Here is a 22,400-nt window from a genome sequence, read left to right as displayed (position 1 = left end):
AGAAACCCCGCAAAGCACTGAATTTCAATGCCTTGCGGGGTTTCAAACGTTGGTACCGCCACCGGGACTCGAACCCGAGATTCAGCCGTGAGAGGAGCGAGCCGAACGGCTTGATTTCAAGGGTTACAGAGGATGGTAGCACAGGGGTACGCACAGGCGGTTTATTCCGCTACCCGTTTGCTCTGGTATACTTTCATCTTCTCTGCGGCATCGTCGATCTGGGAAGAATCGATGTGTGTATAAATATTCGCCGTGATCGAGATGTTGGCGTGCCCCATCAGTTTCTGGGCGGTCCGGATGTCCACGCCGGCACGGCACAGGTCTGAGCAGTATGTGTGCCGCAGGCAGTAGGGTGTCAGGTCGTCTGCGATCGGGTACGGCGGGATCAGCTGGTTCCGGTACACCCTGCATCCGGCCGTGATGTTCAGCTGCCTGAGGAAGGCCGTCCACCATCTCCGGCGGTTGCTGGTGGTGAGCTTGTGACCGGAAACCGTGAAAAGGTAGTCGAATGGTCCAGCATCCGGGATTCTGGAAATCAAATATTCGGGTATCGGCACGATGCGGTCCGCCGCCGCGGTCTTCGTGCCCCGGACGTGCAGCCGGTCGCCCTGGATATCCATTCCTTTCAGCTCCGCCGCTTCGGACGGGCGCAGGCCGCAGAGCAGCTGGAACAAAAAGTAGACCCAGCGCGGATCCGTGTCCGCGGTCTCGAGGATGTAGTGCCGTTCTTCCTCTGTGACAGCCCGGCGGTGACCGGTCGTGCCCTTCGGCACTGTCAGATGCTCTGACGGATCCTTGATGATGAGTTCGTTGGCTTCTGCCCGTGAGAAGACGAACCGCATCAGACCGCGTATCTTGCCGATGTAATCGGCGCTCATTCCCTCCATCGAGTTCAAAATCTTCTGAAGGTGCAACGGTTTCACATCCCGCACTCGCATATTTCCGATCGGCTCAATGATATACTTTTTCGCCCGGATCCACGTATTCTCCATGGCGATGTCGCTGAGATGTGGCGCCTTGTAAGTCTCGATGCATTCCTTCGTCCAATCGGACACCTTCGTGCTTCCGTTCAGAATAATTCTTCCTTCTTCCAGGTCCCGGCGCTTCAGTGTGGCCTTCTCGATCACTTCGGCCTCGGTGTCGCCATAGACGCTGTACCGGCTGCCGTCGAAGGTAAAGGTTTTTCTGTACTTGTATTTCTTCGGCATGGAAACACCTCCTTTACTTTGCATAGAAAAAGGACCGCCATTTCTGGCAGTCCTTTCTTATCTGGCGGATATTCTTCGCCGTCCACCGCGGACGATTCTTTTTTCATCCCCGCTTAGTGGAGGGGGATCTCCAATCAAACGATTACCAGCGCAATAAGTAGCGCAATCAGTAACGTTATATAAATAAATATGGCGGCTTTACTCTTCACTTCACGATGATTGATGAATAGAAGTATTGCACCAAGCATCAGTGTTATGGCGAAGCCAAGAGACAGGTTCAGATGAACAAGGCTGCTTCCCGTCGCCAGCCGTTTACTGGAAAAGTTCACCATAATCAGTGAAAAAATTGATACGAATATGCCCATCAAAGTAATGATATTAGCATAAATTCGATTTTCCTTTTCGTTTAAGTCCTCCTCCATATCTTTCATTTTCTTCATCCGCTTTTCGTATGCGGACTTATATTTCCCAAATCCTGAGTAATTCGTTTCGTTATTAAAGGACGCATCTGCGCGTTGACTGTAATCCTTTTCTGGCCGATCCTTGAGCTCTTCAAAGAAGATTTGAGCAATGGAATCGCCAGATTCGATTTCGATGGCGTACGAGGAGCAGTTGAAAACCCGCAGGATAATGCGGGTCTTATGCCCTGGGAAATAATGAGGGCCACTAACCAGAAGGCCCTGCCGGATCCGTGAATTTTTCTCTCCGATTCGGCCGAGAAGATCTACGGGCATCTGAATCACCTGGTTGGTGTTGACCATTGCCATTTCGCCGGGCTGTAGCGTGTAGTCATCAACTGTCTTGCCATCCCCCGCTATGATATTCTGTATAGTGAGATCGTGTGAGACGGGGCCAGTCATCTCCGGGTCATAACCGCTGACGAAAATTTCGCTGGCGCGTTCCTTGATATTCTTATCTACGTACAACATCGGTAAATCTCCTTCACTCCATGTAATTATAGCACTATGGAAAACCGAAATCCAACTGCACTGAAAATAAGACAAGGCTGCTTTCTATTGTTCAGTTGTCTAGGTACACCGCAGGGGCGGACTGCCCTGACTATCTAATTATCATATCCTAATAAATTGGAATACGGCATACTCCTTCGGAGTCTCCACGCCGGCGCCGCGGGCGGCATCCGCGAGAGATTTGTTATGTTCCTTCATCTCCTGCCGGATCGCCAGCCGCTTCTGGTTCTCCGACAGGTTATCGTAGTCATCGATCAGTTCCTGCTGGCGGGTCTTCACTGCGAAATAGGTCTGTCCCAGAGCGATGACCTCTTTCCGTGGGTCGCCATTCATGACGATCAGGTAGCAGGCATAGCGGGAAAGCTGATACTCGGTCACGCTTCGTTCTGCCCCGGACCCGATAGGGACCATTTCCGCGAGGTCACGAAAATGGTCGGAGACTATATTCCCGGCCTGGTTGCAAGATGCTATTGCTCGGTCAGAGAATAATATTCTGCTCGAATCTGTTCGAAATGATTAAAGAGAATTTTGACCATGTCAATCAGATTGTGTTGTTAGTTGTTTTGGAACCTTCGTTCGCACACCATCGATATGTTCGAATAAATCGTCTTTGATTGCCATTCGCATCGGGTCAAGAATGAAATCGACACCCTCTCTTCTTGCCTGTTTAGCAGCTGGAACGAAATCACTATCTCCAGATATAAGGATGATCCGGTCGACCTGCTTCTTGAATGCGAGAGAGGAAATATCGCAGGCGATTCTCATATCGACGCCCTTTTGACGTATCGAAAGAAAGAAGTCATTTTCAGTTAATTCATTAACCGAAATCCGGCCATCAAGGAGTTTTTTCGTGGAGTCAGGTTTTAGGTTGTAAACGGCCTGTTCTTCCGCAAGTCTCCCTAATCGAAGTGCGAATTTGCGCTGGTGTTTCAGTTCTTCGAAGAATTTCAACGCCCAAGTATAATCAGGTGTATTCTTCAAATTAACGGTGCGTTTTAAGAGTGGATGGAATACCCGTTTTGTGGACGGCGGGCAGTCATAGTAGAAAACACGATAGAGATATGAATTGTATTTTCGTTCTTCCACGATGTGTCTGCGACAATAATCTGAGAGTTCTTTGGCTCTTTTGTCCGGTGAGACATCTCCATAAAAGTGGAATGCCCTTTTTCTGTAAAAGGCCCCGTCAACAAGGATTGCTGTTCTTAGCATATGTTTCCTCCATAAAAAATATCCCAAGTTTCGTCACACCCCTTATGGTGGGGGGAGTACTCCTTGGGATACGCTTTCAATTTAACCGCACTAGCGGTATCTTTAATTTACCCTAAATAGGGCAGATTGTAAACCCTAGGAATATTTTTATTATATTATATTTTTCTATCCGTTAAGAAATATGAACTATAAGTTATTCTGAGAAATGCTTTCTGTTCGAATTAATTAAGTTTCAAAAACTTGCGACCAGGTTGCAACTAAATTTCTATAAGGTTGCAAGTTAGTTGATTTTTCTTCTCGAATAAATGGATTTTCAACAGGATAAAGCCACCATCACATCAGCCCGTACGCCTGCAGCGCATCCCGGAGGAACTGCTCGTCAACGTCCAGATAGTCGGCGATTACAAATAATTATGTACAGCTTTTATTAGTTGGTCACGAAATTGATAAATGTCATTTAATGAATCCAGTTCATATCGTGCGATTCTCTATCTATCAGTGCTGACCAGTGCGATCAGGTCAGACATCTGCACCCGGTCCATGTCGATCCCGCGTCTCTGCAGTGCCGTCCGTGACTGGAGGTACTTGCTGCTGATCTGGCCAGTGGAACAGTACATTGCGATCTCAAACTTCAGGCTGTGGACCCGGAAGCTGATCTGTGTCGTCGTGGCAGCATATCTCTTTGCCAGGGTGTGGAGGACAAGGTCTTCGCACCCCTGGCAGCGCTGGAAGGCAGACACATAGTCCGGGATGAAAATCCGGTAAGGCATTAGCAGCTCTGCCGCCGATTCGTTCGCCTCCCACTCGTAGAAGGCGTTCTGGCACTGGCTCGGATCATCGTAACAGGAAAGAGCAGTGTGGTGTTTTCCGATATGTCGGATGCAGTGTGTCATTTCATGAATTGCGACGAAGCCGTTCTCTGTTTCACCTCTTCGGCTGTTCAGGATGATAGCGCCGGCCCAGCCTTCCAGTGGGGCTGCCATGCCCCGGAGCCCAGGGGTCCGGAAAGGGGAGTATTCCACAAGATAGCCCAGAGACTGGGCGAAACAGATCGGATGTGTGAGAATATCATGGCCTGTAATATCGTGTTCCCGCCGGAAGCGGTCAATGTCATCGTATAATTCTTTCTTCGTCGTCATTTTCTGTTCTTCTTCAGGATATTGATCACGTCCCGGATATCATCCGGATCGATGCCGTTTGCCTGGGCTTCCTTCGCAAAGTTAAGGTACACGTCTTGAAGACCATACAAATTCTTATGTGGTTCTATATGAGGGTCTTCATCCCATAAATGATCATAAGCCTCTTTCGCTGCAGCAAGATCCCCGTTATTTGCCTCCACTAAAGCATCCCATTGAGCGCCGCAATATTCATCAAGTCGATGCTGCGGGTCATTTTCATAATCGTATTCTTCTTCATAAGGGTCGTCAGTCCACCCCATTAAATACGCCGGCGTTGTATCCAAAGCGTTTGCGAATGAAACCACCTTACTTTGTGGTATATCATTTACGCCGGCCTCAATTTTAGCGATGGTTGTTTTGCTTTTGTATCCTAGTCTTTCAGCTAAGTCGGATTGGGTAAGATGCTGAGCTAAACGGCGCTCTCTTATACGATCCCCAATTTCTGTCATAGTACAACCTGCTTTCTATCGAATGAAATATCAATATAAGTGTAGTTAAAGTATATCTTTCTGTAGATTAAAAATCAATTATTATTGAAAAAAAGAAAAATAATAGTTGACGCAAAATCACTAGGGTGATAACCTATCGGTGGATGATTTATAATCATCAATAAAAAGGAAGGAGGTGGAATAGTATGACGGACACGAATCTGCTTCGCAAATACATCGAAGAAAAAGGCTATAAACTCAAGTATGTTGCCGCATATTTAGGGCTTTCTGGGTATGGTCTTTCGTTGAAATTGAATAATGTCAACGAATTCAAGACATCTGAAATTAATAAGCTTTGCAAACTGCTTGGCATACAGTCTCTCCAGGATAAAGAAGCTATTTTTTTTAAGGAAAAAGATGATTAAAAATCATCTTGGGAAGGAGGAAAGCATGAACAACATCAAAACATTTACCAATGAAAAGTTTGGAAAGATCCGGACGACCGTGATTAATGGGGAACCGTGGTTTGTGGGAAAGGACATCACCGATAGGCTCGGGTACCGAAACGGTAGTCGAGATATCAAACGGCATTGTGCGGAATCCGATAGAAGAAAACTAATGATCTTCGACGGGAAGCAGAACAAGGGCTCCCTTGTCATCAACGAATCCGGCCTTTACAGCCTGGTGCTCTCCAGCAAGCTGCCGTCGGCGAAGGAGTTCAAGCACTGGGTGACGTCGGAGGTCCTGCCGGCCATCCGGAGAGACGGGGTGTACATGACCGATGAAAAGGCGTTCGAGGTTGTGCATAACCCGGACGGGCTGGCGGATCTGCTGCAACAGGCGGCGGAGCAGCTGAGGGAGAAGGATATCGAGATCGAAAGGATGCGGCCGAAGGAGATCTTCAGTGATGCCATCACCGCATCCAACACATCCATCCTGGTAGGCGATCTGGCGAAGATCCTGAAAGGGAATGGCGTGGATATCGGACAGAAGCGCCTGTTCAACTGGATGCGGGAGCACGGATATCTCATCAAAGGGCAGCGGTCCGACCGGAACATGCCGACGCAGCGTTCGATGGACATGGGTCTGTTCGAGATCAAGGAATCGTCCTACATTTCCGGAGACGGCGTGAACCACATCACGAAGACACCGAAAGTAACCGGAAAAGGTCAGAAGTACTTCGTCAACAAGTTCCTGGCCATGCAGGAAGCAGAAGAGGAGGAGATAGCGGAATGATCAGTAGGCCTGACAAACAAGCCAGAAAAGAAGGACTGAAGCCATCACCGCTATTCGAGGTGACTGTAGTACGAAGGAAGGAGGGCGTATGAGCAGGAAAAGTACACTGACGAATATGCTGCGGCAGGAGGCTGGCGCAGTCGTGATGACCCGTAGCCAGCTTGCCAGGGCGCTCGGTTATGAGGATCCGCACAGAATCGATAAATACATCCGACATCTCACGCCGGTAGTCGGAAAGAAGTACCTGATCTCAGAGCTGGCTGAAGAGATCATCAGAATAAGGAGGTAGAGGGCTATGTGTTGCGCACAGATTTAGAAAAGGAGGAAAGGAGGAATGCGAATTGAGAGCACAAAAAAGGCCCTGTCAGAGCCCGCAGGCTGCGGTGCCCCAATAAGGCCAAAAACCTATCACTATTATTGTACCACATGAGGTGATGAAAATGCTTAACAAAATACGACGCCTCGTAGTAAAAGCCATAACCTACCTTGCTGGGGCTGCTTTATTCTGCTGTTTGTGTGCAGATCCGGAGAGAAGCGATCCACTGGCAGTGGTAATGATCTTGCTTGTGTCGGGTGGGTGGCTACTGGTGGTCGCCTGGGGAAATGGCTGGCTGCTGGGGACTAAGGCCTGGCAGGAAAGAGAAAGTGAGGGACGCAATGACTTGTGTTGATTGCATCTACAAAAACACCTGCCCCGAGCGGTCAAGGAATTACTGCTGCACCAATTTCAAATTAAAGGAGAAAGATCATGGAAACCATAAACCTCGAAGAAATGTACCAGGAGAAACGAAACTACGTAGAACGTAATCTTTTATTCGCATTGATCCCGCTGGGCATGGATGTCGCATTCCTCGTGTATGACAGGGATGAAAAAACAAAATCCGAAGTGGTGATCATTCACTACTTTGGTGGACATGAGGACCGAATTAATGTGACTTGCAACTCGCTATCCGCTATCTGCATGGAGACGGTAAGACAAGTGATTACCCACGACGCTCGAGGATATATTCCCGAGAAATAATGGGCAACTGCTAAGGCTATCAATGGAATCAAATAAGCACAAAGGAGGTGCACCATGAAATTAATTATTGAAATGACTGCGGCTGAAGCGGATGAAGCCATGAGCCAGAATTTAATTCAAGCTCTGGTATACCCGTTTTCTTCCAGGGAAACGGTCCGGCAGCACACTGCTAAGAACACAGAAAAATCGGAGAGAGCACCGGAGTCGGCACCAGTAACTCAGGCCCTGGAGGACCCGGCGGTGCCGACGACAGAACAGTCACCCGCTCAGGCTGTGCCAACCTCGACGGTAACTTACACAGCAGCTGACCTGCAGAAAGCTGCTGTCAGTCTGATGGATCAGGGAAGGCAGGAGGATCTGCTTAACCTGCTGCAGCAGTTCGGGGTCCCGTCACTACCAGCCCTGCCACAGGAGCAGTACGGCAGATTCGCACTGGGGCTGAGAAAACTGGGGGCAAGGATATGAAAACAGTAGAGCATCAGGATAGAGCCCATGCCTTGCTGTCGGCCTCCGGGGCGCATAGATGGATGCACTGCACTCCATCGGCAAGGCTTGAAGCACAGTTTCCAGATTCATCATCAGAAGCTGCGAAGGAAGGCACACTGGCACATGAGATCGCCGAAGCTAAAACACTTAACTACTTCAACCCTGAGGAATACAACAAGGAATGGCTTAACAAACGCCTTGCTGAACTGAAGGTGGGGGAACTTTATTCACCGGAGATGGATGGTTTCACTGATGCGTACAGGGACTACTGCCGGGCGTCAGCTCTCGAGTGGGAGAATGCACCGCATGTAGGTGTGGAGCAGAAACTGGATCTTTCGACATTCGTCCCAGGAGGCTTTGGGACGGCCGACTGCATCATGATCGGCGACCAGAAACTAAGGGTTATCGATCTTAAGTATGGCAAAGGAGTTCCCGTGGAGGCAGAAGCAAATCCGCAGCTCATGCTCTATGCTCTGGGTGCATATGAGCACTACAAAATGCTCTACGACATCCAGGAGGTGGAAATCTCCATCTTCCAGCCAAGGATTGACAACACATCGAGCTGGAAAATGCACCTTAGCACCCTCCTTGACTTCGGAGGTGTTGTCAGGGAAAGGGCGGCGCTCGCCATCAAGGGCAAAGGAGATGCAACCCCTGGGAATTGGTGTCGCTTCTGCAGGGCAAGGGCTCAGTGCAGGGCAAGGGCGGAGAAAAACGTGGCGTTTGCCTTTAAGTCGCACGACTCCCCGGAGCTCATGACGCTTGATGAGATAGGCGGATACCTGGAAAGAGGCGAGGACGTGGCCAGATGGCTTAAGGACCTGCAGGAGTACGCTCTCAGTCAGTGCCTTGCAGGTCATGAGGTGGCCGGCTGGAAAGCCGTCGAGGGAAGAGGATCCAGAGACTGGACCGACCAGGAAAAGGCTTTCAGACGTCTCGAGGAGCATGGCATCGATGAGGCGATGCTCTACGAGAGGAAGCCACTCAGCCTGGCGCAGACTGAGAAACTCGTAGGAAAAAAAGACTTTGCTGACACCGTAGGCGACCTGGTAGTCAAGAAGCCTGGCAAGCCGACACTTGTACCCGAATCGGATAAGAGAACCGCAATAACTAACGTTACAACAGCCGCAGAGGCTTTTAAGAACTAATCAAGGAGGACTAATTATGTCAATCGGAGATATCACAAATGTTACAACTGGTGAAGTAAGACTCAGCTTCGTGCATCTTTTTAAGCCTTATGCCTTCCAGGCGGGGCAGGAAGAAAAGTACAGTACAACGGTCCTGCTCCCGAAGACAGATATATCTACCAAGCAGCGTATCGACGCCGCCATTAATGCCGCTAAGCAGAAAGGTGCGAACGGGAACTGGAACGGCGTGGTCCCGCCGGTGTGTGCAGATCCTATCTGGGATGGTGATGGAGTAAAGCAGGACGGAACGCCGTTCGGGCCTGAGTGCAAAGGACACTGGGTATTCACGGCAAGATCTTCCGAGAGCTATCCTCCGGAGGTCGTGGACAAGGTGGGGAATCCTATCATCAATCAAACCGATGTCTACAGCGGCTGCTATGCGCGGGTCAATGTCGAGTTTTACCCATACAACTTCAACGGTAAAAAGGGCGTCGGTTGCTCACTGGGCCCGGTCCAGAAACTGAGAGACGGAGAAGCCCTCGGCGGAGCCGCGCCGACAGCGGCTCAGGCCTTCGGAACTCCTGCGCCGAGCGTAGCAGTTGACCCTATCACAGGCCTTCCTGTTGGTAATACCCCGTTCTAAGGCGGTGCGCCATGAAGCATTTAAGTATCGACATAGAAACCTACAGCAGTGTTGACATTGGGAAGGCTGGCGCATACAGATATGCGGAGGGCGAGGACTTTGAAGTCCTCCTCTTCGCATATAAGATGGATGACGCACCAACGGAAGTCATTGACCTCGCATCCGGTGAGGCTGTGCCGGATGCGATAGTACAGGCACTCAGGGATCCGGAGGTTATCAAGCACGCATATAATGCGGCGTTTGAGTGGTGGTGCCTTAACCACGCCGGCTATGACACACCTATAGACCAGTGGCAGTGCACCATGATCCATGGCATGTACTGCGGGTATCCAGCAGGTTTGGAAGCAATCGGCGAAGCGTTAGGTCTGCCGGAGGACAAGAAGAAACTTGCTACGGGTAAGGCACTGATCAGATATTTCTGCGTCCCTTGCAAAGCCACGAAGTCGAACGGGGGCCGTACGAGGAACCTCCCTATGCATGATCCAGAAAAGTGGCAACTCTTCATCACCTACAACCGGCAGGACGTAGAGACGGAGTATGCAATCTCTCAGAGGCTTGATGACTGGCCTGTACCGGATCAGATCTGGACACAGTGGAGGCATGATATCGAACTCAATGCCCGTGGAGTAGCGGTTGACAAAGATCTCATCTCTGGCGCGCTTTACCTGAGCTCAAGAAGAACAGCTGAGCTGATGGGAAGAGCGAGGGAGATAACAGGGCTGGATAATCCTAATTCCAATGCACAAGCCCTTCGTTGGATGCAGGAGCGGGGTATTGGGATCAATAACATGCAGAAGGCCACAGTCAGTGATCTTCTGGAAAAGGATCTCCCTGGGGATGTCAGGGAGTTACTGGAGATAAAGCAGCAGCTCGGCAAGACATCGGTTTCGAAGTACGAGGCAATGGACAGAGCTGTCTGCGATGATGGGAGAATCCGCGGTCTGCTGCAGTTCTACGGAGCGAACCGATCCGGAAGATGGGCCGGAAGGCTGGTGCAGGTACAGAATCTGCCGCGAAACTATCTGCCTACACTTGACAGCGCAAGGGAAATGGTGAAGAAGCGGAATTATACCTGCATACAGGCCATCTATGGAAATATCCCTGATACGCTCTCACAGCTGATCCGGACGGCCTTTGTGCCGGCTCCGGGGAATAAGTTTATTGTGTCTGACTTTTCCGCAATCGAGGCGAGAGTGATCGCTTGGTTGGCGGGAGAGGATTGGGTGCTGGACGTATTCAAAGAAGGTGGTGATATCTACTGCGCTACAGCCAGTCAAATGTTCGGCGTCCCCGTCGAAAAACATGGAGTCAATGGGGATCTTAGGCAGAAGGGTAAGGTGGCAACGCTGGCCCTCGGATACCAGGGAGGCCCGCAGGCTCTCATCTCGATGGGCGCCTTAAAAATGGGCATCACGGAAGATGAGTTGCCGGGGATTGTAGACAAATGGCGCACAGCTAACCCGAACATCGTCAGCCTCTGGGGCCGGGTTGACAAGCTGGTGAAGCACACAGTAGAGACCGCACAGCCCACCTATCTCGGACGTGTTACCTTCCGGCTTGAAGGTGCCGCGAACGATCAGAGGGCGCTCACGATAGAGCTGCCTTCCGGAAGGAAGCTTTTCTATCAGGCACCGTATCTCGGAAAGAATCGTTTCGGGCATGATGCGCTCCATTACAAAGGAGTTAACCAGACAACGCGCAAGTGGGAAGACCACGAAACTTACGGTGGGAAGCTCACGGAGAACATCGTGCAGGCCATTGCAAGGGACTGCCTGGCGGTTACTCTTGAGAGAGTCATTGCGGCCGGGTATAAGCCGGTAATGCATATCCATGACGAGATCGTCATAGACGCTGCGCAGGATCAACATCTGGACGACGTGAATGCGATATTCTCTCAGCCGATTGACTGGGCACCGGGACTCCCGCTTAAGGGTGACGGCTTCGAAGCGGAGTATTACAAGAAGGATTAAGTTATGCTAAATGACAGACAGCTTACAATTACAACCGCCAGCAGCCGCAGATCCGTCAATTGGGAGCGCTCTACCATCATGTGGTCTGAACTCTGTGAACGCCTCAAGACGCCAGTGAGATCCACGGAGACATTGCAGGAGTACCTGGGCTATAAAAAGGCACGGCAGGATGATCTGAAGGATGTGGGAGGCTTCGTGGGTGGAAGTCTCTCTGGCCGCCGGAGGAAAGCCGATGCGGTGACGGGAAGAGACCTCGTCACCATCGACCTCGACACAATACCTCGCGCCGGAACGACCGACATCCTGAAGCGTGTCGGATCTCTCGGATGCGCTGCAGCTGTCTACAGCACGCGCAAGCATTCCGAATATGCGCCGAGACTCAGAATTGTTCTGCCGCTTAACAGGACGGTCACACCGGACGAGTATGAACCGATCGCCCGCAAACTGGCGGAGATGATCGGCATAGAATTCGCCGATCCGACTACCTTTGAGGCTGTTCGGCTTATGTACTGGCCGTCCTGCTCATCTGACAGTGAATATGTCTATGAGATCTATGACAACCCATTCTGCGATGCTGACGGCATCCTGGGACTATATGACGACTGGACTAATATTGCTTCCTGGCCGCAGGTTCCGGGCGCTGAGGCGCTGCAAAAAAAACGTTTGGCGAAGCAGGAGGACCCGCTGACCAAGAAAGGCCTTGTGGGAGCCTTCTGCCGGACCTACTCGATCACAGAAGCAATGGAAGCATTTATCCCCGGGATCTACGAAGCAACAACCTCTCGGGGAAGGTACACCTATTCCGGAGGATCCACCGCTGGAGGAGCTATTGTCTACGACAATGATCTCTTCCTATACTCTCATCACGCAACGGATCCGTGCAGCGGGCAATTGGTTAACGCTTTCGACATGGTCAGACTGCACAAGTTCGGAGACAGAGACGACACGGCAAGGGAAGGTACTCCGGTTAGTCGTATGCCATCTTTTTTAGCCATGAAAGAGCTTGCGGCAACTGATAAAAGTGTAACTGACCTTTTAGCCAAAGAGCGCATTGAAGAGGCTAATAAGGCCTTTTTAGAGGACATCCCACAGGAGGTATCGAAGGAAGAGTTATCCTGGGTATCCAAGTTAGCAGTAGACGGCAACGGCGCCATAAAAAAGACCATAAACAACGCCGTTCTGGTGCTGGAAAATGACCCGCTCATAAAGGGCAGGATCGCCGTCGATGATTTCGCCAACCAAGGCGTGGCTACTGGTCCGCTCCCATGGAATCCATGCGAGAGCCAGCGCCCATGGAGTGATGAGGACGACGCCAATTATGCTAACTACATGGAATCCTACTATGGGATAAAAGGCCGTGACCTGCTGAGCCAGGCGCTCACGATTGTTTCGGGCAGACATCGTTTCAACCACGTGAGGGACTATCTGCGTGGACTCAAATGGGACGGAAAGAAACGACTCGAATTGCTTCTCGTCGACTATCTCGGTGCGGAAGACAATCCATACACACGGGCGGTCATGCGGAAGTCACTTTGTGCGGCAGTAACCCGGGCGATGGAAGACTACGTCAAGTACGATTATATGCCGATCCTCACCGGGCCGCAGGGCATTGGTAAGAGTACCTTCCTCAGGATTCTCGGCAAAGATTGGTTCAGCGATTCCCTGACCACCTTTGAGGGGAAAGACGCGGCTGAAATGATACAAGGCGTCTGGATCAACGAGATCGGGGAGTTGACTGCGATGAATAAGCAGGAAACGTCAGCAGTCAAGCAGTTCCTGTCGAAGGTTGATGATATCTATAGGGCACCATACGGACGGAGGACTGCAAGATATCCCCGGCGATGCGTTTTCTTCGGGACATCTAATGAGTCAGAATTCCTGCGGGATATGACCGGAAACCGGCGTTTTTGGCCGGTCGATGTGGCAGTCAATGATCCGGTAAAGAATGTCTGGAATGATCTTCCGCAGGAGGTCGACCAGATATGGGCGGAGGCATACTTCTATTATGCGATGGGCGAAGCCCTGTATCTCCCCAAGGATATCGAGGCAATGGCTGAGTGCGCACAGAATGATCACAGCGAGGGCGGTGTACTCTTGGGCATTGTTCAGCAGTATGTGGATACCCCCGTGCCGGAGAACTGGCAGCAGATGGATATCCAGCAGCGGAGACTTTTCATGCACGGGAATATGCCTGTAGATGGGCCGCTTGTGCCTATGGACCGCATCTGCATAGCGGAGATCTGGACTGTAGCGCTTGGTGGTGATCTTAAGTATATAAAGCCGCAAAACAGGAATGAAATCAGTGCTGCTTTAAAGCAGCTTCCGGGCTGGGAACGAACGAATTCTACGATGCGATGCGGCCCCTTTGGGGTTCAAAAAGGGTACCAGAGGAAAGCCTGAATGTGGTTTACAAAAGTGTAAACCGCAAAAAAACCGGTTTACAACAGGTGTAAACCGCAAAAAATCGGTTTACATATTCGGTTTACACCGCAAAACGTTGAAAAATCAATAGGTATAGTAATTATGTAAACTGTAAACCAATACTATATAGAGTAAAAAAAATAAGAAAAAATAAGGCCCATATACGTCTTAAATCCTTAATGCGCCTTAATTTATAACTCTATACGCGTGCGCGAGGTTTGCGGTTTACTTTGGAGGGTGCACATGAAAGAACGAGATATAGAAAAAGTCCTTGTGGACGAGGTCAGGAAGGCCGGAGGCAGGGCCTATAAATTCACATCACCAGGCAACGACGGCGTGCCGGATCGGATAGTGCTTTTACCGAGTGGGCTGGTCATCTTCGTGGAACTTAAGACCGAGGTCGGCCGACTTACCCGGCTGCAACGGATCCAGTGCGAGCGGATCAGAGATCTCGGCCAGAAGGTCAGAGTACTGCACGGGCTGGATGAGGTAGCGGACTTCTTCCAGGAATTTGAGCTGACCGATGCCTCCGAAAGAATCCGCAAGCGAGCCGATAAGGCGGAGAGGAGGTGATGAGGTCTTGGAGTTTAAGCCTCATGAGTACCAGCGTTATTGCATCAGTCGGATAGTGGATACCCCGAAGCTGGGTCTCTTCCTGGATATGGGCTTGGGCAAAACAGCCATAGTTCTCTCCGCTGTGAAGGAACTCAAGTACGAGCGGTTCGCCGTCCGGAAGGTCCTTGTCATCGCACCGAAGAAGGTGGCCGAAGGTACCTGGACGAAGGAGAAGGATAAATGGGATCACACGAAGTGCCTGAGGATCTCGAGGGTACTCGGAAGCGAAAAAAAACGCATTATGGCCCTTCTGGAGACAGCCGATGTTTATATCATCAACCGGGAGAACACGGTGTGGCTGGTAGATTTTTTCAAGAATGACTGGCCGTTTGACATGGTGGTCATAGACGAGTCATCGAGTTTTAAGAGCCACAGGGCGAAGCGGTTCAGGGCGCTGTCTGCAGAGCTTCCGCATATCAAGCGGCTGGTGGAACTGACCGGAACGCCATCGCCGAATGGCCTTGCGGATCTTTGGTCACAGATTTACCTGCTGGATGGGGGGAAACGTCTGGGGGAGAGATACTCCGGCTTCCGTGAGAGGTATTTTGACGCTGGGCCGAGGCATAATGGCGTGGTCTATAAGTACACGGCAAAAGACGGCGCAGAACCTGCGATCCTGTCGGCCATTTCCGACATCTGTGTCAGCATGAAGGCGGATGACTACCTGCAGCTTCCTGATATCGTCATGGACGAGATTCCGGTGGTGCTTGATCCTAAGGGGGCGAAAGCCTATCAGGAGATGGAGCGGGATATGGTGCTGCAGATGCCGGAAGATGATGAGGACATTAGCGTCACCTCTGCGGCGGCACTGTCCAATAAGCTTCTGCAGCTTGCGAACGGAGCTATCTACGACGACGGCCATGAGATTCATGAGATCCACCGGTGCAAGATCGAGGCGCTTATGGAGCTGATCGAGAGTCTGCAGGGGAAGAGTGTGCTGCTGTTTTATAATTACCAGCACGACAGGACGAGGATCCTGAAAGAGTTGGCGAAGACTGACTTGAGAGTCAGGGAGCTGAAGACCACGCAGGATGAGGACGACTGGAATGCTGGTGAGATCGATATATTGCTTACACATCCGGCGTCCAGTGCCTACGGACTGAACCTGCAGCAGGGAGGGAATCATGTCATCTGGTTTGGCCTAAGCTGGAACTACGAGCTGTACACGCAGGCGAATAAGAGACTTCACCGGCAAGGCCAGAAGGAGAAGGTGATCATCCACCACTTGGTGTGTGAAGGAACGCGGGACGAAGACGTGATGGAAGCACTACAGCGGAAGGATGATGTGCAGCGGTATGTGATGGAAAGCCTCAAGGCACGGATAAAGAAAATCAGGGAGAGGAGCATTGGTTAACATCATGCCGACGTGAGGCCAATGCAAGAATATACGCATTTAATGTGTTAGGCGTGAAGGGAGGAAACATGAAAAGAGAAGATCTGCGAGACGGAGACGAGGTGTTCGTGCGTTGCACTTACTACAGCAAGGACAATACGGCTTTTAAGTCGGGGCGTATCATTAGGCTGCGGCATGGCGGGCGGATCATCGTGGACGCCACAGCGGAGGAATGCTATCTTGGAGAATCGCACTGTGACGGAAACAGCGGAAGAAAGAACGATTAAAACAGACTTATGCACAGGAGGATCACATGGAGGATCACATGGAGGATAGAGTAAATCATCCGGCGCATTATACGCTGCCGGGGTTGGGGGTTGAGAGTATTGACGTTATTAAGGCCGTGCTGGGTCCGGAAGGCTTCCGGAAATTCTGCCGAGGTTGCGCGCTGAAGTATCTGATCCGGGCAGACAAAAAAGGCGGAGCCGAGGATCTCCAGAAGGCGAGGGTCTATATCACCTGGGAGATCGAGACGGCTGGAGAAAAAGAAAAATCGAAAGATGCTGTGAACGAACCGAAACCTACATGGGATGCTGGAAAAGCCATCGCACTCTGGAATGCAGGGTGGATCGTTGATGCAATCCTGGATGAACTCCGATTGGACGGCAAGGCTCCGACGAAGGCGCAGTTCGTGGCATATATGGTGCAGCACCCGGAGAAATTCCAGGAGCGGAGGTAACAGATGCACAAGATTGCGCCGTGCAAGGGGTGCACATGGTGGCTGGGGAAACGGATCAGTCCCAACTGCCACGACACATGCCAAAGATTTTTGGATTGGCAGATGACGGTTCGAAAGGATCGAAGGCACCGGGAAGAAATTGACGAATACATTTCCGACGAAATCCGGAAAAAGATCCGACACCGGAATTTGAGAGGAGGGGCGAAGTGAATGAGGAAGAACTCAGGAAGATCCCAGGACTAGGGAGGGACATCCTGCGAAAGATTGAGCGCTTGTCTTACCTGAAGGCCAAGGCGGAAACCATCCCGGCGGTTGTCCCGAAGGAACGTGTGCAGTGTTCCCCGGTCGACCGGGGAAACCTTGCCGCCGACCTTGCGATTGACCTAAGTCGGGGAATTGCAAAGGAGCAGGAGACGCTTAGAGAGCTACAGAGTAGGGCAGAGGAGATATTCCAAGGGTCGTCCTCCTTGGACTTTGATGAGCAGCAGCTACTAAAGCTACGGTACCTGTACTGCATGAACTGGGAGGAGGTATCCGGGTATATGTACATGACTAACAGAGGCGTTAGAAAAATGCATGCGAGAGCACTTCAGAAAATTTTCCACGCACACGAAAAGTGTTCCTCATAGTTCCACCTGTTTCTGTGTTACTATGTATACTGGAAAATGCGAGAGACGGTGAGGGAAGTCTTTCGCACGATCTCCTCCTTCCAAACAGATAGCCAGCAGTATAGCGGGAGACTGACGCAACGTAATGCGTCAGTCTCCCGTTGTCGTTGATGGTTAGATACTTAGGGGCTCCATTTTACCTGGAGCCCTTTTGTTATACCCCGGCCGCCCCGATCAACGATACAGGGTACGTGGGTGATTAAAGGCGTGCATGCGAGCGGCCGGAAATAATTAGATAAGCAGTGGTGAGGTAATGGCGAATGAGAAAAACTTAATACCCTTCACATCTGACCAGAGCCGAGAAAAAGCCGTGAAGAACGGCAGGAAGGGCGGAATAGCTTCAGGGAAAGCAAGAAGACGTGCAAAGTCGATCCAGGAGATGACGAGGCTTGTGCTGCAGCAACCGCTTAGCAGTGAGGGGAAACTGAGGGTCAAGAACGGAGATCTGGATCTATCGGACATCGACGAAGATGATGTCGTCGGGCTGCTGAGCGTGGTTGTAGGATTATTTTCTGCCGCTTCTGAAGGCAGCAGTCAGGCAGCGGAGACACTCCGAAAATGGTATGACGGTAACCGGGTGCGGAAGAAGGAACGCCTTGAACAGGAAAAGATGGAAGCAGAAATTGATGCACTGAAAGCAAAAATAAGAGCCCTTGAAGGCACAGAGGATGACACCTCAGATGACGGCTTCCTGGAGGCTCTTAGAGGCTCCACAGAGGATGACTGGAAGGATGATGACGATGACCCTCCGGCATAATTCGACTTTTCGGTTTCGATCCTTTTCCCGGCGGCAGCGTATGGTCCTGAACTGGTGGATGGCCGATCGGTACAAGGAGCAGAACGGGATCATAGCGGACGGAGCGATCAGGTCGGGAAAGACGGTATGCATGTCGTTATCCTTCGTCATGTGGGCGATGGAGCAGTTCGACAATGCAAATTTTGCCTTGTGCGGAAAGACGATCGGATCGCTCCGGCGGAACGTGCTAATGATCCTAAAGCTCATGCTCCGGGGAAGGGGGTATCTTGTTGAGGATCACAGGGCTGACAATCTGCTTACAATAAAACGCAGTGGTAAGCAGAATTATTTCTACCTCTTCGGCGGAAAGGATGAACGCTCGCAGGATCTGATCCAGGGCATAACATTGGCGGGGGCTTTCTTTGACGAGGTCGCTCTGATGCCGGAGTCTTTTGTCAACCAGGCTACAGCGAGGTGCTCCGTGGAAGGGTCGAAGTGGTGGTTCAACTGCAACCCCTCGGGGCCGCATCATTTTTTTAAGCAGAACTGGATCGATCAGCGGAGACAGAAGCACCTAATCTACCTGCATTTCACGATGGATGACAATTTGTCGTTGTCGGAAGAGATTAAGAATCGGTACCGGGGTATGTATTCTGGCGTCTTCTACAAGCGTTACATTCTCGGCATGTGGGTGGCTGCAGAAGGATTGATCTACGACATGTTCGATGAGGCACGGCATGTTGTGCCGGCCAAATATGCTACACCGCAGGGGACGATGCACGTATCTTGCGACTATGGTACCCAGAACCCGACTGTGTTCTTGCTGTGGGCTAAGGTCGATGGCAAGTGGATGGCCATTCGGGAATATTATTATGACGGTCGGAACAACAAGAGGCAGAAGACAGATAGCGAATATGCGGAGGATCTGAGCACCTGGCTCGGAGGCATTGCACCTGTGAGCATCGTAGTCGACCCGTCCGCTGCCTCTTTTATAACGGAGCTAAGAAAGCACGGGTATGCAGTGAAGAAAGCACGGAACGACGTGCTGGACGGCATCCGGTATGTGGCTACGCTGCTGAATGAAGACGAGATCGCGTTCTCTGACAGCTGCACGAATCTGATCCGGGAGTTCCGCTCTTATGTGTGGGACGAGAAAGCGGTCGAGCGTGGGGAGGATAAGCCGATCAAGCAGTTCGACCATGCGATGGATGCAATGAGATATTTCTGCTATACGATCATCCGGAAGAGCTCCGGATCAGTATCTGTTTTGAAATAGGAGACAGCAATGGAACTTAGTGTAATGAAAAGTGTCATACAGCGCTATGAACCTTTCCAGGCGGAATTCATCCGCAGGGCGCAGGTCTGTGAGCGCTACTATCTGAATGATACAGACATCATGCACAAAGCAAAGAATGATGATGGGAAAGACGGAGAAGAGTCTCCGCTCCGTAATGCGGACAACAGGATCCCGCGGAATTTCCACGGCCTGCTGGTGAATCAGAAGGCGGCATACGCTTTCACGACCCCTCCAGCATTCGATGTCGGCAATCAGTCGCAGAACAGGCTGATCGCGGACACACTGGGCGACCGGTACGCGAAGAACTGCATGGATCTCTGTATCAACGCGGCTAATACAAGCGTCGGCTGGGTGCACTACTGGATCAGTCCGGAAGAGGGCTTCAATTGGGCGGTCGTTGATTCGAAGCAGGTCTATCCGATCTTCAATGGCGACCTGGATGAGAAGCTGCTGGCAGTGCTTCGTGTCTATAAGCTGTTGGATGAGAATGACGGACAGACTTATGTCGTCTATGAGTACTGGACAGACACTGAATGCCAGGCATTCCGCAGGAGAGCGGCAGACACCGTGGACGAAGGCCTTATGATGTATGACATGTTCGCGGATCCGATGACTGGAGACCCGACAGATGAGTACCAGCACGGGCTCGGAGCTGTGCCGTTCATCCCGTTCTTCAATAACAACACGCATACGGATGACCTGGCTAATACCAAGGACTTGATAGACGTTTACGACAAAGTGTATTCCGGGTTCATCAATGACCTTGACGACATTCAGGAGCTTATTTTCGTGCTCTCAGGGTACGGTGGAACAGACCTTGCTGGATTCCTTAGTGATTTGAAAAAGTATAAGACGATCAAACTGGATGACACGGAAGGCTCTCCGGGGGTATCGACGATCTCGATCGAGATCCCGATCGAAGCACGCAGCTCTGTACTGGATGCCACCAGAAAGGCGATCTTTGAGCAGGGACTCGGCTTTGATCCTCGTCCGGAGACGTTCGGCAACCAGTCAGGCGTGGCTCTGAAATTCATGTACGCTTTGCTGGAGATGAAGGTCGGATTCATGCAGACAGAGTTCATGATCGGCTTCAATATGCTGGTACGCGCTATCCTTGCAGCGCATGATCAGAGTGCTGGGGCTATCCATCAGACATGGCGGCGCACTGCTATCCAGAATGACCAGGAGACCGCGGCGATCTGCAAGGAATCTGTCGGAGTGATCAGCACGCGCACAATCGTGGCCAACCATCCATTCGTTACAGACGCGGAAGCAGAACTGAAGCAGATGGAGAAGGAAAAGCAGGAAGCCATGGATCAGTATGCGGAGGCGTTCCCTCAGAACAATAATCCGGTAAAGGATGATGGCGATGACGACGAAGAAGGCGAAGAATAGAAGCGCAGACTACTGGAAGAAGCGGTCCATCGAGTTGGAAAATGCGTCTCACCAGCGCGCTGTGAGCACTTATAAAGAGATCGAAAAAGCCTTTCAGTCCGCACAGGCGGACCTGGAAGAGAGCATCAGCAAGTGGATCGTGCGTATCGCCCGGAACAACGAGATCTCTATTACCGATGCTAAGCGGCTGCTCGACGCTGATGAGCTTGAGGAATTCCACTGGACGGTAGAGGAGTACATCAAGCGCGGCGAAGAAAACGCCGTAACGCAGCAGTGGATAAAGCAGCTGGAAAACGCATCGGCGAAGGTGCACATCCAGAGGCTGGAGGCATTGAAGATTGATACGCAGAACGCGCTGGAGAACGCCTATGCGATCTATAACTCCTCTGTGGACGATATGGCCCGCAAGGTGTACGAAGACGGCTATTATAAGACAGCCTACATGCTGGAAAAGGGGACCGGCCTCGGCAGGAAGATTTCTACGATTGACCAGCGTAAACTGAGCAACGTGATCGTGAAACCCTGGGCCGTGGATGGAAAGAATTTCTCCACGCGGATCTGGGAAGATAAGTCCCGGACGATCAACGGGCTGCATCAGGCGCTCACGCAGGCGGCGATCAAAGGCGGAAAACCGGACGACGCCATCAAGGCGCTGACGCCGCTTGTCAGAGATACCGTAAAGAAAAAGAAATTTGCAGCAGGCCGTTTGGTTCAGACCGAACAGGCCTATTTTCATGCACGCTCTTCGCTGGACTGCTTCAGCGAACTGGGCGTCGATAAATTGGAATTCATCGCCACACTGGATAGCAGGACCTCTGAGATATGTCAGAGCATGGACGGTGTGGTGTTTGCGGCGAAAGATGCAGAGATCGGCGTAAACGTGCCGCCGCTCCATCCGAACTGCAGATCCGTCACGGCTCCATACTTTGAAGACGATGCGGGCCAGGGCATGCGTGCCGCGCGTGATCCGGAGACAGGGAAGACCTACTATGTGCCGGACAACATAGCCTATAAGCAGTGGCGAGGGGAATACGTTGGCGAACCAGAAGATCCTCTTATTGCTAAATATGGGGAAACAAGAGAAATCTTAGGAGAAAATACTCCGAGTATTGAAGAGTATCGTAGGATTCAATATAATAAAAATAGAAAGTCAAGCTTCGATTCGTACAAGCGAATGATAAGGAGCGGAGAGCTCACGCCATTGGCAACATTTGAATTATTTGAGAAAACCGAGAAGCAACTTCGAAAAGAATTGAAGAATCTAACGACATCAAATGGCATCGCAATAACTGGATATTCCAAACATTGCGTGGCGAGAGTAGTAGGATCAGTTGAACAACGGAGAAACGGCGTAGAAGTATCAGATCTGGTTGAGGCATTAAAATCTAAAGAATCGAAAATAGGAAAAGTGAAGACGCGAAAAGACGGTAATAAAAGCCAGAGATTTATATCGCATTCGGCGATGGTCACTGTCAATCCGGATACTGGGATTGTTATTCAGGTGAACCCGTATAGGAGAAGGAAATGATAAAAGCTTCGGATAAGCAGAAAACTATGGTGTCCAAGTACTTAGGAACCGAATACCAGGACATAGATACTCTGCTTGAGGATTTGGATGAAAAAATAACAGAAATTGGGTTTGACGAAAATTTTGAATTCCTCAATGAGACAGGAATCCAGCTGCAAACTCTGTTCGATCAGTTACTAATGCAGAATTCTTAG

25 protein-coding genes are annotated in these 22,400 nt (G+C 50.9%); 19 read left to right on the top strand and 6 right to left on the bottom strand.

Features of this window, described 5'->3' with window-relative positions; genetic code table 11:
- Window positions 1-161: 161 nt before the first annotated feature.
- The 6 genes from BLQ24_RS06835 to BLQ24_RS06810 form a co-directional block, all read right to left on the bottom strand.
- On the bottom strand, window positions 162-1,208 hold the full coding sequence (locus BLQ24_RS06835) for a site-specific integrase (protein WP_176755881.1): 1,047 nt from the start codon (window positions 1,206-1,208) through the stop codon (window positions 162-164).
- 134 nt (window positions 1,209-1,342) lie between these two features.
- A complete protein-coding gene (locus BLQ24_RS06830) occupies window positions 1,343-2,137 on the bottom strand; it encodes a dCTP deaminase domain-containing protein (protein ID WP_090164002.1) in 795 nt (264 codons plus the stop codon).
- A 141-nt stretch (window positions 2,138-2,278) separates the two neighbouring features.
- Window positions 2,279-2,587, bottom strand: a complete 309-nt coding sequence (locus BLQ24_RS06825) for a hypothetical protein (protein WP_143004271.1) — start codon at window positions 2,585-2,587, stop codon at window positions 2,279-2,281.
- 126 nt (window positions 2,588-2,713) lie between these two features.
- Window positions 2,714-3,385 (bottom strand): NYN domain-containing protein, encoded by a 672-nt coding sequence (locus BLQ24_RS06820; RefSeq protein ID WP_090163998.1) that lies wholly within the window; start codon window positions 3,383-3,385, stop codon window positions 2,714-2,716.
- Window positions 3,386-3,873: 488 nt separating this feature from the next.
- Entirely contained in the window at window positions 3,874-4,524 is a 651-nt protein-coding gene (locus BLQ24_RS06815; RefSeq protein WP_090163995.1) for an ImmA/IrrE family metallo-endopeptidase, read from the bottom strand.
- Window positions 4,521-5,012 (bottom strand): helix-turn-helix domain-containing protein, encoded by a 492-nt coding sequence (locus BLQ24_RS06810; protein WP_090163993.1) that lies wholly within the window; start codon window positions 5,010-5,012, stop codon window positions 4,521-4,523. Before BLQ24_RS06810 ends, BLQ24_RS06815 begins: the two co-directional genes overlap by 4 nt.
- A gap of 185 nt (window positions 5,013-5,197) precedes the next feature.
- Between BLQ24_RS06810 and BLQ24_RS06805 the strand changes: the two genes are divergently transcribed.
- The 19 genes from BLQ24_RS06805 to BLQ24_RS06710 all read left to right on the top strand — a co-directional run bounded on the left by BLQ24_RS06805 (window position 5,198) and on the right by BLQ24_RS06710 (window position 22,400).
- Window positions 5,198-5,416, top strand: a complete 219-nt coding sequence (locus BLQ24_RS06805) for a DUF739 family protein (RefSeq protein WP_090163991.1) — start codon at window positions 5,198-5,200, stop codon at window positions 5,414-5,416.
- A gap of 25 nt (window positions 5,417-5,441) precedes the next feature.
- Window positions 5,442-6,227, top strand: coding sequence for a phage antirepressor (locus tag BLQ24_RS06800; protein WP_090164014.1), 786 nt, complete (start codon window positions 5,442-5,444; stop codon window positions 6,225-6,227).
- 88 nt (window positions 6,228-6,315) lie between these two features.
- The gene (locus BLQ24_RS06795) at window positions 6,316-6,516 is read left to right on the top strand and encodes a hypothetical protein (protein WP_090163989.1); all 201 of its coding nucleotides are present in this window, start codon (window positions 6,316-6,318) and stop codon (window positions 6,514-6,516) included.
- A 459-nt stretch (window positions 6,517-6,975) separates the two neighbouring features.
- Window positions 6,976-7,248: a hypothetical protein gene (locus BLQ24_RS06790; protein WP_090163987.1), complete on the top strand. Its 273-nt coding sequence runs from the start codon at window positions 6,976-6,978 to the stop codon at window positions 7,246-7,248.
- 54 nt (window positions 7,249-7,302) lie between these two features.
- The gene (locus tag BLQ24_RS06785) at window positions 7,303-7,713 is read left to right on the top strand and encodes a hypothetical protein (RefSeq protein WP_090163985.1); all 411 of its coding nucleotides are present in this window, start codon (window positions 7,303-7,305) and stop codon (window positions 7,711-7,713) included.
- Entirely contained in the window at window positions 7,710-8,882 is a 1,173-nt protein-coding gene (locus BLQ24_RS06780) for a DUF2800 domain-containing protein (protein WP_090163981.1), read from the top strand. Before BLQ24_RS06785 ends, BLQ24_RS06780 begins: the two co-directional genes overlap by 4 nt.
- Window positions 8,883-8,898: 16 nt before the next feature.
- Window positions 8,899-9,504: a DUF2815 family protein gene (locus tag BLQ24_RS06775; protein WP_336433274.1), complete on the top strand. Its 606-nt coding sequence runs from the start codon at window positions 8,899-8,901 to the stop codon at window positions 9,502-9,504.
- An 11-nt stretch (window positions 9,505-9,515) separates the two neighbouring features.
- Window positions 9,516-11,474 carry a DNA polymerase gene (locus BLQ24_RS06770; protein ID WP_090163979.1) on the top strand — a complete coding sequence of 653 codons (1,959 nt, stop codon included), beginning with the start codon at window positions 9,516-9,518 and terminating at the stop codon, window positions 11,472-11,474.
- A 3-nt stretch (window positions 11,475-11,477) separates the two neighbouring features.
- Window positions 11,478-13,874, top strand: a complete 2,397-nt coding sequence (locus tag BLQ24_RS06765) for a virulence-associated E family protein (RefSeq protein ID WP_090163977.1) — start codon at window positions 11,478-11,480, stop codon at window positions 13,872-13,874.
- Window positions 13,875-14,138: 264 nt separating this feature from the next.
- Window positions 14,139-14,468 (top strand): VRR-NUC domain-containing protein, encoded by a 330-nt coding sequence (locus tag BLQ24_RS06760; RefSeq protein WP_090163975.1) that lies wholly within the window; start codon window positions 14,139-14,141, stop codon window positions 14,466-14,468.
- Between the two features lie 7 nt (window positions 14,469-14,475).
- The gene (locus BLQ24_RS06755) at window positions 14,476-15,864 is read left to right on the top strand and encodes an SNF2-related protein (protein WP_176755880.1); all 1,389 of its coding nucleotides are present in this window, start codon (window positions 14,476-14,478) and stop codon (window positions 15,862-15,864) included.
- A gap of 68 nt (window positions 15,865-15,932) precedes the next feature.
- Window positions 15,933-16,130 carry a hypothetical protein gene (locus tag BLQ24_RS06750; RefSeq protein ID WP_090163973.1) on the top strand — a complete coding sequence of 66 codons (198 nt, stop codon included), beginning with the start codon at window positions 15,933-15,935 and terminating at the stop codon, window positions 16,128-16,130.
- A gap of 38 nt (window positions 16,131-16,168) precedes the next feature.
- On the top strand, window positions 16,169-16,582 hold the full coding sequence (locus BLQ24_RS06745) for a DUF3310 domain-containing protein (RefSeq protein WP_090164009.1): 414 nt from the start codon (window positions 16,169-16,171) through the stop codon (window positions 16,580-16,582).
- 206 nt (window positions 16,583-16,788) lie between these two features.
- Complete coding sequence (locus tag BLQ24_RS06735; RefSeq protein WP_090163969.1) at window positions 16,789-17,211, top strand: RNA polymerase sigma factor sigma-70 region 4 domain-containing protein; 423 nt, start codon at window positions 16,789-16,791, stop codon at window positions 17,209-17,211.
- Between the two features lie 292 nt (window positions 17,212-17,503).
- A complete protein-coding gene (locus BLQ24_RS06730; RefSeq protein WP_090163967.1) occupies window positions 17,504-18,007 on the top strand; it encodes a hypothetical protein in 504 nt (167 codons plus the stop codon).
- A 40-nt stretch (window positions 18,008-18,047) separates the two neighbouring features.
- Window positions 18,048-19,262: a PBSX family phage terminase large subunit gene (locus BLQ24_RS06725; RefSeq protein ID WP_336433273.1), complete on the top strand. Its 1,215-nt coding sequence runs from the start codon at window positions 18,048-18,050 to the stop codon at window positions 19,260-19,262.
- Between the two features lie 9 nt (window positions 19,263-19,271).
- Complete coding sequence (locus BLQ24_RS06720) at window positions 19,272-20,678, top strand: phage portal protein (protein ID WP_090163963.1); 1,407 nt, start codon at window positions 19,272-19,274, stop codon at window positions 20,676-20,678.
- The gene (locus BLQ24_RS06715) at window positions 20,653-22,206 is read left to right on the top strand and encodes a minor capsid protein (protein WP_176755879.1); all 1,554 of its coding nucleotides are present in this window, start codon (window positions 20,653-20,655) and stop codon (window positions 22,204-22,206) included. Before BLQ24_RS06720 ends, BLQ24_RS06715 begins: the two co-directional genes overlap by 26 nt.
- On the top strand, window positions 22,203-22,400 hold the full coding sequence (locus BLQ24_RS06710; RefSeq protein WP_090163959.1) for a hypothetical protein: 198 nt from the start codon (window positions 22,203-22,205) through the stop codon (window positions 22,398-22,400). Before BLQ24_RS06715 ends, BLQ24_RS06710 begins: the two co-directional genes overlap by 4 nt.

This window comes from Eubacterium pyruvativorans, from assembly GCF_900102225.1.
Lineage (GTDB): Bacteria > Bacillota > Clostridia > Peptostreptococcales > Anaerovoracaceae > Aminicella > Aminicella pyruvativorans.
The sequence above is the reverse complement of the archived record's forward strand: the minus strand, read 5'-3'. Positions and strand labels throughout refer to the sequence as shown.

What these genes read in the sequence shown, in the direction of transcription:
- BLQ24_RS06835 (WP_176755881.1), bottom strand. Translation starts at nt 1,208, where the DNA reads ATGCCGAAGAAATACAAGTACAGAAAAACCTTTACCTTCGACGGCAGC.
- BLQ24_RS06830 (WP_090164002.1), bottom strand. Translation starts at nt 2,137, where the DNA reads ATGTTGTACGTAGATAAGAATATCAAGGAACGCGCCAGCGAAATTTTC.
- BLQ24_RS06825 (WP_143004271.1), bottom strand. Translation starts at nt 2,587, where the DNA reads ATGGTCCCTATCGGGTCCGGGGCAGAACGAAGCGTGACCGAGTATCAG.
- BLQ24_RS06820 (WP_090163998.1), bottom strand. Translation starts at nt 3,385, where the DNA reads ATGCTAAGAACAGCAATCCTTGTTGACGGGGCCTTTTACAGAAAAAGG.
- BLQ24_RS06815 (WP_090163995.1), bottom strand. Translation starts at nt 4,524, where the DNA reads ATGACGACGAAGAAAGAATTATACGATGACATTGACCGCTTCCGGCGG.
- BLQ24_RS06810 (WP_090163993.1), bottom strand. Translation starts at nt 5,012, where the DNA reads ATGACAGAAATTGGGGATCGTATAAGAGAGCGCCGTTTAGCTCAGCAT.
- BLQ24_RS06805 (WP_090163991.1), top strand. Translation starts at nt 5,198, where the DNA reads ATGACGGACACGAATCTGCTTCGCAAATACATCGAAGAAAAAGGCTAT.
- BLQ24_RS06800 (WP_090164014.1), top strand. Translation starts at nt 5,442, where the DNA reads ATGAACAACATCAAAACATTTACCAATGAAAAGTTTGGAAAGATCCGG.
- BLQ24_RS06795 (WP_090163989.1), top strand. Translation starts at nt 6,316, where the DNA reads ATGAGCAGGAAAAGTACACTGACGAATATGCTGCGGCAGGAGGCTGGC.
- BLQ24_RS06790 (WP_090163987.1), top strand. Translation starts at nt 6,976, where the DNA reads ATGGAAACCATAAACCTCGAAGAAATGTACCAGGAGAAACGAAACTAC.
- BLQ24_RS06785 (WP_090163985.1), top strand. Translation starts at nt 7,303, where the DNA reads ATGAAATTAATTATTGAAATGACTGCGGCTGAAGCGGATGAAGCCATG.
- BLQ24_RS06780 (WP_090163981.1), top strand. Translation starts at nt 7,710, where the DNA reads ATGAAAACAGTAGAGCATCAGGATAGAGCCCATGCCTTGCTGTCGGCC.
- BLQ24_RS06775 (WP_336433274.1), top strand. Translation starts at nt 8,899, where the DNA reads ATGTCAATCGGAGATATCACAAATGTTACAACTGGTGAAGTAAGACTC.
- BLQ24_RS06770 (WP_090163979.1), top strand. Translation starts at nt 9,516, where the DNA reads ATGAAGCATTTAAGTATCGACATAGAAACCTACAGCAGTGTTGACATT.
- BLQ24_RS06765 (WP_090163977.1), top strand. Translation starts at nt 11,478, where the DNA reads ATGCTAAATGACAGACAGCTTACAATTACAACCGCCAGCAGCCGCAGA.
- BLQ24_RS06760 (WP_090163975.1), top strand. Translation starts at nt 14,139, where the DNA reads ATGAAAGAACGAGATATAGAAAAAGTCCTTGTGGACGAGGTCAGGAAG.
- BLQ24_RS06750 (WP_090163973.1), top strand. Translation starts at nt 15,933, where the DNA reads ATGAAAAGAGAAGATCTGCGAGACGGAGACGAGGTGTTCGTGCGTTGC.
- BLQ24_RS06745 (WP_090164009.1), top strand. Translation starts at nt 16,169, where the DNA reads ATGGAGGATAGAGTAAATCATCCGGCGCATTATACGCTGCCGGGGTTG.
- BLQ24_RS06730 (WP_090163967.1), top strand. Translation starts at nt 17,504, where the DNA reads ATGGCGAATGAGAAAAACTTAATACCCTTCACATCTGACCAGAGCCGA.
- BLQ24_RS06725 (WP_336433273.1), top strand. Translation starts at nt 18,048, where the DNA reads ATGGTCCTGAACTGGTGGATGGCCGATCGGTACAAGGAGCAGAACGGG.
- BLQ24_RS06720 (WP_090163963.1), top strand. Translation starts at nt 19,272, where the DNA reads ATGGAACTTAGTGTAATGAAAAGTGTCATACAGCGCTATGAACCTTTC.
- BLQ24_RS06715 (WP_176755879.1), top strand. Translation starts at nt 20,653, where the DNA reads ATGACGACGAAGAAGGCGAAGAATAGAAGCGCAGACTACTGGAAGAAG.
- BLQ24_RS06710 (WP_090163959.1), top strand. Translation starts at nt 22,203, where the DNA reads ATGATAAAAGCTTCGGATAAGCAGAAAACTATGGTGTCCAAGTACTTA.